Here is a 14,188-nt window from a genome sequence, read left to right as displayed (position 1 = left end):
TGCACTAAAATACATAGTAAATATTTATTTTTATGCTTACAAGTTGTTTTATTTACATCAAAATTCAATATCAGATTACATGTCTGCCAATAAGAAAGTACAAAAAAACACAGCAAAAAAAACAACTCCATCAAATACTTTACCATGGAAAAATAGCGTAATTGCAGGCATCCTATTTATTTGTGCATTTTTACTTTATGGAAATACATTAGGACATGATTACGCCTTGGATGACGACATTTACACACGTAAGAATACCTATATCCAACAAGGTTTTTCAGCTTTATCAGATATATTCAACAAAGGATCTTTACATGGCTTCAATGGGTTTAACGATGCACAATATCGTCCCATTGCCTTATTAAATTTTATGATTGAAGTGCAGCTATTCGGCTTGAATCCGCACGTTTCTCATTTTTTTAATATTGTATTTTATGGCATTACCTGTGTATTTGTTTTTTTATTTCTCCTTAAACTAACCAACGAAAAATTTACACCATTAATGGCTCTTACGGGGGCGCTACTTTTTACATTTCATCCGATACATACCGAAGTAGTTGCAAACATTAAGAGTAGAGATGAATTGCTAAGCTTTATGTTTGGTGTAATTTCCTTTTATTATGTATTCAAGTACTTAACAACTCAGAAAAAAAACAATTACATTTTATCCATTTTATTCTTTGGATTAGCTTGTTTTAGTAAGGAAACCGGGCTTATGTTTGGCATTATCATAGCGATATTATTATTCTTTTTTTCTACAAAAACAATTGCAGAAATAATTAAAACCTCGCTGCCATATATAGGTATAATGTTTCTATACGTCATTATACGTTCTCAAGTTATGACAAGCATTACGTTTAATGAAAAAATAATTGTAATGAATAACGCACTCATGGCTGCAAAAACACCTATGGAAATGTTTGCAACGAACATGGTTCATTTGGGAAAATATTTATTTATGCTATTTATTCCATACCCACTTAGTTGGGACTATTCATACAATCAAATTACATTGGTTAATTTTTCAGACTGGAAAGCCTTGTTATCATTAACTACATACATTGGATTAATTATTTATTCCGCTGTAAATTTTTTCAAAAAGGATTTCTTGGCATTTAGTTTTGTTTTTTTCTTTTTGACTCTATTTCTTGTTTCCAACTTGGCAGTTAAAATTGGTGCAACCTTTGGCGAACGATTTTTATTTGCACCATCATTAGCTTTTTGCTTCGCATTTCCGCTTTTAGTAAGCCAAATAAATAAAAATGTATTTCAGAAAAGCTCCAAAACACTTATTCTTATTATCCCAATTCTATTAATTTATTCTTCTATTACAATACCTAGAAACAAAGTTTGGAAAAACAATTTTGAACTGTTTAAATCAGGTGTTATCACTTCTCCCAATAGCGCCAGAGCACAGTTCTCCTTAGCCAGTGAATACCGGACACAAGCGGAAATAAGCACTAATCCGCAAGAGAAAGCAGCTTTTTATGGAAAATCTGTTGAGTACTTTAAAAATGGATTGAAGATATACGACAAAGACCCCGATGCATACTACAACCTAGGAGTTAGCTATTACGGCATGGGCGATTTTGCAAATGCAAAAGAAGTGTATTTAAAAACATTGGAACTAAATCCAAAATACACCAACGCACTAAACAATTTGGGCGTAATAAGTTTTAATGCAAAAGACTACGACAAAGCACTGGAATATTTTCTTAAAGTAGAAGCTTTAGACAAAAATCACTCTGACGCCATTGCCAATATTGGCGCTAGTTACCACAATAAAGGTGACTTGAAAAATGCTATTTTGTTTTACGAAAAAGCGCTTAAAATAAAACCAAGTGCACTAAATGTATATGACAACGCTATCATGGCTTGCCAAAAGAATGGGAACAAAGAAAAAGAGATATACTTTACACAATTAAAGCAAAAACACTCCCCAATAAAATAAATTAATAGGAACAGGCCTATTGCTAGCATGAAAAAGTTTTTTCATAAAATATTCAAATTTTTACTCAAACTGTTTCTTGGGTTTCTCATCCTAAGCATACTTTCCGTTATTTTGTTTCGCTTTGTACCGGTACCATTCACTCCATTAATGCTTATTCGTTGTGTTGAGCAAATTACAGAAGGAAAAGAGCTGCGATTAAAAAAAGATTGGGTTTCGTTTGACAAAATCCCTAATAATTTGCAATTAGCCGTAGTTTGTTCTGAAGATCAAAATTTTTTAAAGCACAATGGCTTTGACTTTGAAGCCATTGAAAAAGCAATGAAACACAACGAGAAGCATAAGAAAAAAAGAGGCGCAAGTACCATTAGCCAACAAACAGCAAAGAACGTTTTTCTTTGGCCCGGCAGAAGTTGGATACGTAAAGGATTAGAAGTGTATTTTACTTTTCTTATTGAATTATGTTGGAATAAGCAACGCATCATGGAAGTATATTTAAACATAATTGAAATGGGCGATGGCGTATATGGTGCGCAGGCTACTGCAAAATATTTTTTCAAAAAAGATGCCCATAAACTTAGCAGAACAGAATCGGCACTTATTGCAGCTGTATTGCCCAATCCAAGAAAATTTTCAATCAAAGCGCCATCGGGCTATGTAAGAGGTCGTCAAAACTTTGTTTTAGAACAAATGAGCCTTTGGGGTGGGATTTTACGATATCAGGAAGTTGGAACTAAATAAGGCTACAATTCCTTCTAAATTCAATATATTTAATAGATTTGTAAGGTATTTAGTATCAAACAAATGAACATACTCATTCAATCTGCAACCATAATTGATGCACAATCTCCATTTAATGGCAAACAAGTAGATATACTCGTTAAAAACGGAGTAATTGAACAACTAAAAAAGGGTATTAAGGCTGATAAAAACACAAAAGTAATTTCAGCTAAAAATTTGCACGTATCAGCCGGATGGTTTGATATGCAAGCTAACTTATGCGACCCCGGGTTTGAATACAAAGAAGATATTAACTCCGGCATACAATCTGCTGCACAAGGCGGATTTACGCATGTAGCGGTTATGCCATCTACCAATCCCACACTTTCTTCTAAAGCTCAAATTGAATACGTATTAAACAAAGCAAAAGGAAAAATTGTAGCTATCCTGCCTATAGGTTCAATTTCAGAAAACCAGGAAGGAAAGGACATTGCAGAACTATACGACATGCACCAATCTGGCGCTATTGCTTTTAGTGACGACAAAAAATCTATGAAAAATTCCGGATTACTAATTCGTGCACTACAATATGCTCAACTGTTTAAAGGATCAATTATTACCTACTGCAACGACAGTACAATTGCACACGATGGCAAAATGAATGAAAGTGCAACAAGCACCTCCCTTGGTTTAAAAGGCTTACCAGCACTTGCAGAAGAAGTAATTGTACAACGAAATATTGCAATTGCAGAATACTGTAACGCTGCGCTTCATATTGGTCCGATATCTACAAAAAAATCAGTGGAACAAATTAAAGAAGCTAAAAAGAAAAAATTAAAAATAACGGCATCTGTAAATGCTTATAATTTATTGTTAGACGATTCAAACCTTACAGATTTCAATACAAACTGCAAAGTGCTTCCTCCTCTAAGAAGCAAAGAAGATATAGCAGCACTAAAAAAAGGAATTGCTGAAGGAACAATCAACTGCATTACCAGCGACCATTCTCCAGAAGACACAGAAAGCAAAAATGTAGAATTTGACATGGCAGCATTTGGAATGATTGGTTTAGAAACTGCATTTGCAGTAAGCAACACCGCTTTAGGCAAAGAAAATTTATCGCAATTAATCAATGCAATAACTGTTCAACCAAGAGCAATAACAAATCAAGCACCTGTAACAATTTCAGAAAAATCATTGGCTTGCCTAACACTATTCGACCCTTCAGCCGAATGGACTGTAGAAGAAAAAAACATAAAATCGAAATCGAAAAACACTCCGTTTATTGGAGCAAAATTAACAGGGAAAGTAATTGGGATTATAAATAATAATCAAGTGCATTTAAATAGCTAGAATCATGTCAGTACATAAAGAAGTAAAAAAAGTAACCACAAACGTATTGCAAGAAATGAAACGCAGTGGCGAAAAAATTTCAATGCTCACATCATACGATTATTCTTTGGCAAAAATTGTAGATAGTGCAGGTATTGATGTAATACTTGTAGGAGATTCTGCATCCAATGTAATGGCTGGGCACGAAACCACATTGCCCATTACCTTAGATCAAATGATATACCACGCATCTTCTGTAGTAAGAGCAATAGACAGAGCACTGATTGTAGTTGACTTACCATTTGGTTCGTATCAAGGGAATTCGAAAGAAGCATTAAATTCAGCTATTCGAATTATGAAAGAATCTGGGGTACATGCTGTAAAACTAGAAGGTGGAGAAGAAATAAAAGAGTCTATTTCACGCATTTTATCTGCCGGAATACCTGTAATGGGGCATTTGGGGCTTACCCCGCAATCAATTTATAAATTTGGTACTTACACTGTTCGTGCACAAGAAAACGAAGAAGCTGAAAAACTTATACAAGACGCGTTAATCCTTGAAAGTATAGGGTGTTTTGCTGTGGTACTAGAAAAAATTCCGGCCAAACTAGCTGAAGCTGTTGCAAAAAAAATATCTATCCCTGTTATAGGAATTGGTGCAGGTGGCGGGGTGGATGGACAAGTGTTAGTGTTACACGACATGTTAGGAATTAACAAAGAATTCAGTCCTCGTTTTTTACGCAGGTACTTAAACCTATACGACCAAATACAAGGCGCTGTTTCCAATTATATCAAAGACGTGAAAACTAAAGATTTTCCTAACAAAAACGAGCAGTATTAAACCATAAATAAATGGTATAAACTTGTAAGGCGAATCCTATTTTTAATAAAATAAAAGAACCCATTCTGGAATTATTCTGTTTATTTTCATTTTCAATCATTAATTCAAAACATCTACATTCTAAAAGTAAATTCACTGAATGAAAAAAACAGTTGTTTTATACAATCCATATGCGGTGTTTTACACAATGCCTTTAGCGCTTATAGCAGTTGGCTCTTATTTAAATCCAGATAAATACAACATCGAAATTATAGATGCGCGATTAGAGAAAAATCCACTTGAAAAAATAAAAACGGCACTATCCAACAATGGAATTTGCTTTGCAACAACTGTTTTAACGGGTGCTCCAATAAAAGACGCTCAAAAAATATCACGTGAAGTAAAAAAATTATTTCCAAAAATTCCGGTAGTATGGGGTGGCTGGCATCCATCGTTATTTCCAGAGCAAACACTTCATGATGATGCAATAGATATCGTGGTAAAAGGTCAAGGAGAAATTACTTTTAAAGAACTATTAGAACGTCTGGAGACACATTCTAGCTTGGAAGGATTGCAAGGAATTAGCTTTAAAAATCAAGAAAACAAAGTCATTTCTAATGACGAAAGAGTAATGCTAGATATCAATCAATTTCCTGCTTTTAATTATGAATTAATTGATGTTCCTTCTTACATGAAATTAAGTGGAAGAAAACAAATTGATTACATTTCTTCTCAAGGCTGCAGATTTAGATGTTCGTTTTGTGCTGACCCATTTATGTACAAAAGAGGATGGTATGGCTTTAGTGCAGAACGGATGGTCAATGAAATTGAAGAACTTTGGAAAAAATACAAATTTGAGCATGTCCATTTTCAAGATGAAACATTTTTCACCAACAGTAAAAGAGTTAAAGCTATAGCAGAAGAATTTATTAAGAGGAAGCTACCCATTACCTGGTTTGGAACTATGCGTGCCGACCAAGGAGTTAGATTAGAAGATGATGTTTGGGAGCTTTGTAAAAAATCGGGATTAGAAAAAGTAATGATAGGAATGGAAGCTGGCTCTCAGGAAATGTTGAATTGGATGCAAAAAGATATTAAACTAGAACAGGTTTTTGATTCAGCTACTAAATGCATTAAATATGATATTGGAATTAATTTCAGTATCATAATTGGCTTCCCTGGCGAGAAAGAAGAAAGCATGAATGCCACCATGAATATGGTTAAAGAGTTAAGAAAAATGAGTAGTAAGTTTAATATGGGTATTTTTTATTTTAAACCATACCCTGGTAATAAAATTGCAGATGAATTACTAGCTAAAGGTTTTAATTTTGCCACTACACTCGAAGAATGGAGTAATTTTGACTACGTAAGCACCCCAAAAAGTGAATGGATACGTGATGAAAAAATTAAGGAAATAGAAAATTTTAAGTTTTACCAACAATTAGCTTATACTAAAAGAAAAATTCCCGTTTTGAAAAACATTGCCAGATGGAGAATAAATAATAACATATATACATTCCCATTAGAAAAAAAATTGAAGGAATGGATTATGCCAACGCCTAAAATGGCATAAAAACACTTAAATCTGAATTACGAAAGAGGTTAATCATTACATTTTAAACCAAAAAAACTTCTCGAAACAAGTAGATTAACTCTATGTTCTAATAAGTCATAAATGTAGTATTAGACTTTATGCGTTTGTGCCTAGCTTTCTTTTGACGCTTTGTTCCACAAGCAGATTTTGCTCTAGTACAAGATTCAAACAAAACCATTTCTCCAACTACGAATAAGGAAAGAATTAATGTATTGTAGGTAATGAATTCTCTAAAGTGGCGCATACAATAATTATTGATTACGAAACTAAATTTAGCTTAAATACCTCGGAAAGTAAAATCAATTTTTAAACATTCTTATAAACTGATCGGCTACTTCATTGCCAACTAAGCTACCCAAGGCTACACCCATTCCACCCATTCGAACTGCACAAAACACATTAGGATAGACCGCCTTAATAATATAACTTTTATCGCTTTCCATTCCCATAATACCACTCCAACGCATATCTATCTCATACTTTGCTTTAGGCAATATACAATCACGCAGAAGCTGTTCTAATTTATTTTGAATGGCATCTGTAAGTCCCATTTCGTAAGTTGTTTCGCCTTTTTTATCCAAATTTCGGCCTCCGCCAAGTAACACTCTATTGCCTACATTTCTAAAGTAATAATAGCCTTCATCAAAATGGAAAGAACCTGACAGCTTTAATTTTTCAATTGGCTTAGTAATTAACACCTGTGCTCTGGCAGGATTAACCGCAAGACTGGGTATTAACTGCTTGGCAAAACCATTCGTTGCCACAATTACACCTTTCGCCTTTAGCTGAAAACTAGAATTAGCAGTGTCCAACACTACCTCTTTATCATTAGATTGTATGCAGTTGATAGAAATACCATTTAAAATTTTCACACCTAGCCCAACTGCCTTTTCAATCAAGGATTCCATCATTAATCCGGTATCAATTTGCGCCTCAAATTTATTGGCAATTAAATGAGAGAAATTTGCAAATCCATATTCATTAAGTAGGTTATTCCTTTCAGAAAAAACATCTTTTCCTATAATAGAATCAAGTCTTCCATTCAAATAAGTCAACCTATCTGCACATCGTTCATACGCATGTTTGGAATCAAACACTTCATGTCCACCATTAGCTGTATAACCAATATATTCCTTCCCTAGTAGGTTTATTAAATATTGTAATCCGGCATACCGCTTCTCTACCAACTGAAAAACCTTGTCTTCGCCAAAATTATCAATATCATCCAACAGCTCGCTTGGACTTCCAAAACAAGCAAAGCCTGCATTCTTAGTGCTGGCCCCGGAAGGTAAAAACCCTCGCTCCACAACCAATACAGACAATTTGGGATTACTTAATTTTATATGTATAGCTGCTGTTAAGCCCACAATACCACTTCCAACAACAATAGCATCTAAATTTGAAAAATAGGTTTTATGTTCCCAAAAACTTACCATAGAAATTAATAATGGATTAAGATATACAAAAAAGGTATTTTTTACGATATTTATAGCTATTGGTATGCACTTTGATATAAAACTTAGGGAATTTGTGTTTAGAAAATCATTACATATCATTTTTGGTCTGGTCGTATTCTTTGCATTAGTATTTTCTGCAACAGCAACTTATGCGCAAGAATTTAATTTAGAGATAGGCGGAAAAGTAGAAAAAGATGGGAAGCGACTAGAAGGTGCAAAAATAAAGCTCTATCAAGGAGCTACTGTTGCACAAGAATTTACCACTAGCGAAAATGGTAAGTTTAGTTTCAAGCTTAAAGGGAACGTAGATTACACCATTGTAATTACAAAAAAGGGACTTATTACCAAAAAATTTACTGTTACCACCAAAAATGTACCCGATAGAAGGGCTATGTTTGGATTTGGAGGATTTGAATTTACTGTGTCTTTATTTGAAATGCTTCCTAACATTGATTACTCTGTACTGGACAATCCGATTGCGAAAATATCTTACAACACAGAAGAAGAAGAATTCTCATTCGATAAAATTTACACAGAAAGCATGTTGGATGCACTAAAACAATTGAAAGCGTTAGAAGAACAAGCAAAAAAAGAAGCCGCAAATATTGCAAATGCACAACAGGAAATAGACGAAAAATACACTGCAACTATTTTAAAAGCAGACAATGCCTTTAAAACCAAAAATTATGATGAAGCTAAAAAATTATACATAGAAGCTATAGCTATTAAACAAGGCGAAAAATATCCAAGCGAGAAAATTATAGAGATTGATAAGTTACTTGCAGAACAGCAGAATAAAGCACTTGCAGAACAGAACTACAAAAGCTTGATAGTTAAAGGCGATAAAGCGTTTGCCGATAAGGAGTACAGTTCCGCTAAAATAGCTTACTCCGAAGCATTGTCTATCAAAGAAGAAAAATATCCAAAAGATAAAATAAAAGAGATTGAAACAATTTTAGAAAATTTATCTAAAAAGAATGATGTATCTGAGCAATACAATAACCTTATTGCTAAAGCTGATGAAGCCTTTAAAAAAAATGAGTATGCCGCAGCAAAAACTTCGTACCAAGAAGCTTCGCAACTAAAGTCTTACGAAAAATATCCAAAAGATAAAATTTTAGAAATTGATAGAATAACGAAAGACCTGAAAAAAAACAAAGATGTTGACGAAGAATACACTAAGCTCCTATCTACGGCCGATAATACGTTAAAAGAAAAAGATTTTGCGCTAGCTAAAACAACCTATAAAAAAGCGTTAGCGATAAAACCGACTGAAGAATATCCGAAAAATAAAATTGCTGAAATAGATTTGCTTATTGCGTCTCAAGTTAAATCGAAGGAAACAGACGATGCCTACTTTGCTATAATGAACAAGGCAAACGAGGAAATGAAAAAAAACAACTATGAGGATGCTAAAAAACTATACGAAGATGCGCTTAAAATAAAACCAATTGAAGAACTACCTCAAAATAAAATTGCTGAGCTAAACAAGCTGATATCAGATTTAAATGCAGAAAAAAATATAACTATTAAATACCAGCAAACTATTATAAAAGCAGACAAAGCATTTAATGCAAAAGACTATGAACTTGCTAAAAACACTTATAATGATGCACTTGCAATAAAATCAACAGAAGCATATCCAAAAAATAAAATAATCGAAATTGATAGAATTCTAGCTGACAAACTTAAACTACAAGAACAGAACACCAAATATGCCGAAATAATTGACCTGGCAAATACTTCATTCGACAAAAAAGAATATGCTATTGCCAAACAGCTATACAATTCTGCACTTACCATTAAACCCGCTGAAAAATACCCAACAGATAGAATAGCAGAGATTGAAGCCATTTTTGCTGCTATTGAAAAAGAAAAAGAGGTTGAAAAAAGATATCAGTTATTAATTGCAACAGGAGACAAACTTCTTAAAGAAAAAGACTACCCAAAAGCAATAGTAGCCTATACAGATGCACAAGCGATAAAAGAGAAAGAAGAATACCCTAAAAACAAAATTGCCGAAATAGAAAAAATAATTGCAGAACGAGAAGCGGCAAAAGAACTTGAAAAAAAATACTACAATACAATTTTAAAAGCCGACAACTCTTTTGCGGAACAAAGCTATACCAATGCCATACAATTATACAACGAAGCTCTTGAACTAAAACGGGCAGAAAAATATCCAAAAGATAAAATTGTTGAAATAGAAAAAATTCTTGCTGAGCAAGAAAAGCAAAGAAAACAAAAAGAAATTGATGATGCCTACAAAGCTCAAATTACACAAGCAAACGCAGCATTTGAAGCGAAAAAATATTCAGAGGCAAAGTCCTTTTACCTGTCTGCATTAGACATAAAAACCACTGAATTATTCCCAAAACAAAGAATAGATGACATTGACAAAATTGTTGCGGAAATTGCCTTACAAAAAGAACTCGAAGAGAGATATCAAAATGCGCTTACAAAGGCAAACAACCAATTAGAAGGCAGGAACTACCAAACTGCAATATCTCATTACAACGAAGCGCTTGCGATTAAACCCAATGAAAAATATCCAAAGGATAAAATAATTGAGATTAATAAAATTTTAGATGCCATTGAAAGAATTAAAGAAATAAACAAAAAATACACTGATTTACTAACAAAAGCAGATAACTATTTTAAAGAAAAAGAATATAAAATAGCCAGAGTAACCTACGCAGAAGCTGCGAATAATAAACCTTCCGAAAACTATCCAAAAGAAAAAATAAGTGAAATAGACCTTTTGCTAAAAACAATACCCCCGACTCCCATTACTACAAATACAATTAGCCCGCAAGACTCTAAAGCTGATTTTAAAAAACAACTTTTAGCTAAATACGGACAAGGTGTAACAGAGGAGGAATCGCAAGAAGGAACCTCTAAGGTTATAAAACGAGTAGTTGTAAAAGGCGACAACGTAAATATTTACTTGAAAAAAATGTGGAATTGGGGTGGTGTGTATTATTTTAAAGATGGTGTTCCAATAACCCAACAAATATTTGAAACTGAAACTAGGTAGTAAAAAGATTTACAATCTAATCTCGAGTAAGCATCAAATCGCTAATCAATTTTAATACAAACTCCAGCTGCTGCTCTTTATTTAAGTCTGTATTATCAAGCACTATAGCATCTTTTGCTTGTGTGAGTGGATTCTCTTTCCTATGCGTATCTTCATGATCTCGGCTTTCTAAATTTCTTCTCACCTCTTCTTCAGTTACCTGAACGCCTTTGGCTGTTAATTCGTCCAAACGTCTTTGTACTCGCACTTTTGGGTCGGCAGTCATAAATATTTTCAATTCCGCTTCGGGAAAAACGTTGGTACCAATATCTCTACCATCCATTACCACACCTTTGTCTTTTCCCATTTCTCGTTGCAAGAGAACCATCTTGGTGCGTACTTCTTTTATCGCACTTATAGGACTAACGTAGTCAGAAACTTCCATTTGCCGAATTTCTCTTTCTACGTTCTCTTTATTCAAGTAGGTTTCCGAAATTTTTGTGGCAGGATTGTAAACAAATGAAACTTTAATCTTACTCAATGCTTTAACAACATCATCCGTTTCAAATCGCCTATTATCAATTATTTTTTTGTTTAAACAATACAGTGTTATTGCACGATACATAGCACCTGAATCTACATACGAATACCCTAATTTAGATGCTAATGCTCTTGCCAATGTGCTTTTGCCACATGATGAATATCCGTCTATTGCAATTGTAATTTTCGACATAAGGTTTTGAACAAACCTTCTTAGAAAGGTTTAACAAGTATAAAATTTTTTTTTGAAAAAAGATAAAAGGAATGGCGATTTTATTGAATTTAATTGGGATTTTCCTTCTTTCCACCAAAATCAGATAGTCTGGTAGTAAGAGAAATGTGATTTGAAGCTCCAACCAAATGATACTGTGCTCTTCCGTAGCTAATATTAAATTTTGAAATTTTTATTCCTGCACCAAAAGAGAATCCTGCCATTCCGGGTCGTGTATCGAGCTTTAACTCTTGCCTGCGAAGATGATTGTAACCAATATTTACAAAGAAATTTTTGGTAAGCAGAATTTCTGTACTAAACACCACATGCGACATTAATTTACTGCCAAAAACAGAAAATTTACTTTTTTCAATTTTCTCTCCAGTAAGCGGATCAACAGTTGGAGCTGGATTTGCAGGGTCGTTATATAATAAATCCCATTTCTGCAATTGCTGCCCAATTAAACTAAACCGAAAAGGAGCTTTAGCCAATTTTTTCGACACTCCAATTTGTACTTCGAAAGGCAATTTTTCTTCGGAATTAGGCGTAAATCCTACCCATTGCTTGCCCCAATTTTTAAACAAAATTGTAGCCCCAAATAAATGTTTTGTATTTGTGTAGGTAGCACCAATATCTACTGCATTGGCAAAAGAAGTATAGCTTTCATAAACACCGTAAATGCTTTTCACGCTTGCACCAATAACAAAACTGGTATCAGCAAAAGGCTTTGAATAGGACAATCCCAACACATAATCGGAGGCATAAAATTGCCCAATCTCAGCACCGGTTTCATCGGCACGGGTAAATTTTCCATAATCTAAAAACTGCAAATATGCGCCAACAGAGCCTTTCAACTTGTCTATTTTTTGTGCATACACAAAATTTCCAAACTTAACATCCGAGTAATAGTTCACAAAACTAAACGATAGCTTTTTGCTCATACTCGCATTCAGCAATGACGGGCTTTGCAACAACTGATTCACATCATTATCCGATACCGCAATTGAAATTCCTCCCATAGAAGCCGAACGTGCAGATATTGGAAACGTTAATGATGGAAACACATCACTGCCGCCCGTTTGGGCAGAAAGCAGAGAGGAAATGAAAAGAAAAAGAATAGTTGCTTTTTTTTGCATGTAACAAATATAGCAAACGGAGATAATATACTTTTATTGTATTTCTTATTAATTAAAACTACCTAATCAAACTTACATGCCCCACATAGTTGTGAATTTTTCCTCTCCAATCTACCAATTGGACCTTCCAAACATATACATCTTCTTGGGCTAATTTATTTCCGTCATTCGCTTTGCCGTTCCAAGGAACAGCATTCTCAGGGCTAATTGTTTTTCCTGTGGTATAAATCATAGTTCCCCAACGGTCTACTATCCACAACTGATATTCAGAAATTCCAATTCCTTGTCCGTTAAAAAAATCATTTATTCCATCTCCGTTGGGGGTAAAACAATTAGGAGCATTAAAAACAAAATCTTGTGTTATTGTTATGCATTTCTCTATGGTATCTCTACACTGAAAACTATTTTCTACAATTAAAAAAGCACAAAAAGTTCCTGTATCAGAATATAAATGACTTGGATTTACCTCGGTGTTTGTATTGTCTGTTATATCATTAAAAACCCAATTCCATTTTATTGCCCCTGATGAGTTGTCGGTAAAATGTACAAGTGGCTCCGTAATGGTTGTTGTTTGCGGAGTTGCTGCAAAGTTTGCCACAGGCTCGTCATACACATCTATATGATTAGTAATCGCAGCAGAATTACTACATCCATTCATATCTGTAACAATAAGACTCGTAGAATACAATCCTGAATTATCATAACAATGCGTACTATTATCGGTCGCTCCAAATTGTCCATCCCCAAAATCCCACAATATTGAATTTAAAGAGGCTGTATTACCACTGGTAATACTAAATACCGGACATAATTGTGGACAGCCTTGATTAATATCTGTAGTATATGTAACTAGGGGTAATGCGTAAACGGTAAGTGTGTGTATTGCAGATGCTGTGCATCCATTGTCATCGGTTACTTGCAAAGTATATGTTGTTGATATAGTTGGAGAAACAGTAATTGTAGAGGTAATTTGAGCACCAGGCTGCCAATTATAAGCATAAGGCAAAACTCCTCCAACACCAGTAGAACTGAGGACTGTAGCACTACCAAAACATATGGCTGTTGTTCCCGATACAGATGCTTGTAACAAGGGAGGTTCCGTAACTGCAATTGTACTCAAGGTTGTGCAACCTATATCGTCCGTTACTTGCAGTGTATATGTACCGGCTGCTAAAGTAGATACAGAAGAAACATTTCCATTCGCTGGCGTCCAATTGTATTGATAAAGGGGAACACCTCCTGTAACAGTAGTTTGAATAACCCCATCCGCACCTCCATTACAACTTACATCTTGAACAAAAGAACTTATTGTCGGACCGGGAGTGTCTGTAATTGTATAGACTGCTATACTGCTGCACAAATTGCTATCCAATACTTGTAGCGTATAGGTATTTGCCAAAACATTTGTATTAAA

Annotated in this window: 11 protein-coding genes; 6 read left to right on the top strand and 5 right to left on the bottom strand. The window is 34.3% G+C overall.

Annotation, left to right across the window (positions count from 1 at the left end):
• Positions 1–79: 79 nt before the first annotated feature.
• From J0M08_10315 to J0M08_10295, 5 genes are all read left to right on the top strand, one after another.
• Positions 80–1,951: a tetratricopeptide repeat protein gene (locus J0M08_10315; protein MBN8703450.1), complete on the top strand. Its 1,872-nt coding sequence runs from the start codon at positions 80–82 to the stop codon at positions 1,949–1,951.
• 27 nt (positions 1,952–1,978) lie between these two features.
• Positions 1,979–2,689 (top strand): monofunctional biosynthetic peptidoglycan transglycosylase, encoded by a 711-nt coding sequence (gene mtgA, locus J0M08_10310; protein MBN8703449.1) that lies wholly within the window; start codon positions 1,979–1,981, stop codon positions 2,687–2,689.
• Between the two features lie 63 nt (positions 2,690–2,752).
• Positions 2,753–4,021: a dihydroorotase gene (locus J0M08_10305; protein ID MBN8703448.1), complete on the top strand. Its 1,269-nt coding sequence runs from the start codon at positions 2,753–2,755 to the stop codon at positions 4,019–4,021.
• Positions 4,022–4,025: 4 nt separating this feature from the next.
• Positions 4,026–4,841, top strand: a complete 816-nt coding sequence (gene panB / locus J0M08_10300) for a 3-methyl-2-oxobutanoate hydroxymethyltransferase (protein MBN8703447.1) — start codon at positions 4,026–4,028, stop codon at positions 4,839–4,841.
• A gap of 139 nt (positions 4,842–4,980) precedes the next feature.
• Positions 4,981–6,393 (top strand): B12-binding domain-containing radical SAM protein, encoded by a 1,413-nt coding sequence (locus J0M08_10295; protein ID MBN8703446.1) that lies wholly within the window; start codon positions 4,981–4,983, stop codon positions 6,391–6,393.
• An 88-nt stretch (positions 6,394–6,481) separates the two neighbouring features.
• Here J0M08_10295 and J0M08_10290 read toward each other — a convergent pair whose 3' ends face one another.
• Complete coding sequence (locus J0M08_10290) at positions 6,482–6,658, bottom strand: hypothetical protein (protein MBN8703445.1); 177 nt, start codon at positions 6,656–6,658, stop codon at positions 6,482–6,484.
• Positions 6,659–6,713: 55 nt separating this feature from the next.
• Positions 6,714–7,850, bottom strand: a complete 1,137-nt coding sequence (locus J0M08_10285; protein ID MBN8703444.1) for an FAD-binding oxidoreductase — start codon at positions 7,848–7,850, stop codon at positions 6,714–6,716.
• A 94-nt stretch (positions 7,851–7,944) separates the two neighbouring features.
• Here J0M08_10285 and J0M08_10280 point away from each other — a divergent pair, with 94 nt between their 5' ends.
• Positions 7,945–10,908, top strand: coding sequence for a hypothetical protein (locus tag J0M08_10280; GenBank protein MBN8703443.1), 2,964 nt, complete (start codon positions 7,945–7,947; stop codon positions 10,906–10,908).
• A gap of 16 nt (positions 10,909–10,924) precedes the next feature.
• On the opposite strand, the gene J0M08_10275 is transcribed toward J0M08_10280, so the two are convergent.
• The 3 genes from J0M08_10275 to J0M08_10265 form a co-directional block, all read right to left on the bottom strand.
• Positions 10,925–11,620, bottom strand: a complete 696-nt coding sequence (locus tag J0M08_10275; GenBank protein ID MBN8703442.1) for a (d)CMP kinase — start codon at positions 11,618–11,620, stop codon at positions 10,925–10,927.
• Between the two features lie 89 nt (positions 11,621–11,709).
• Positions 11,710–12,774 (bottom strand): type IX secretion system protein PorQ, encoded by a 1,065-nt coding sequence (porQ, locus tag J0M08_10270; GenBank protein ID MBN8703441.1) that lies wholly within the window; start codon positions 12,772–12,774, stop codon positions 11,710–11,712.
• 58 nt (positions 12,775–12,832) lie between these two features.
• Positions 12,833–14,188, bottom strand: a 1,356-nt coding sequence (locus J0M08_10265) for a gliding motility-associated C-terminal domain-containing protein (protein MBN8703440.1), incomplete at its 5' end; no start/stop codon positions are given.

It is taken from the genome of Bacteroidota bacterium (assembly GCA_017303975.1).
Classification (GTDB): domain Bacteria; phylum Bacteroidota; class Bacteroidia; order JAFLBG01; family JAFLBG01; genus JAFLBG01.
This window is presented reverse-complemented; position numbering and strand designations above follow the sequence as displayed.

Coding starts and splice junctions, on each gene's coding strand:
- panB (MBN8703447.1), top strand. CDS start 4,026: ATGTCAGTACATAAAGAAGTAAAAAAAGTAACCACAAACGTATTGCAA.
- J0M08_10315 (MBN8703450.1), top strand. CDS start 80: ATGTCTGCCAATAAGAAAGTACAAAAAAACACAGCAAAAAAAACAACT.
- J0M08_10295 (MBN8703446.1), top strand. CDS start 4,981: ATGAAAAAAACAGTTGTTTTATACAATCCATATGCGGTGTTTTACACA.
- J0M08_10275 (MBN8703442.1), bottom strand. CDS start 11,620: ATGTCGAAAATTACAATTGCAATAGACGGATATTCATCATGTGGCAAA.
- J0M08_10305 (MBN8703448.1), top strand. CDS start 2,753: ATGAACATACTCATTCAATCTGCAACCATAATTGATGCACAATCTCCA.
- mtgA (MBN8703449.1), top strand. CDS start 1,979: ATGAAAAAGTTTTTTCATAAAATATTCAAATTTTTACTCAAACTGTTT.
- J0M08_10290 (MBN8703445.1), bottom strand. CDS start 6,658: ATGCGCCACTTTAGAGAATTCATTACCTACAATACATTAATTCTTTCC.
- porQ (MBN8703441.1), bottom strand. CDS start 12,774: ATGCAAAAAAAAGCAACTATTCTTTTTCTTTTCATTTCCTCTCTGCTT.
- J0M08_10285 (MBN8703444.1), bottom strand. CDS start 7,850: ATGGTAAGTTTTTGGGAACATAAAACCTATTTTTCAAATTTAGATGCT.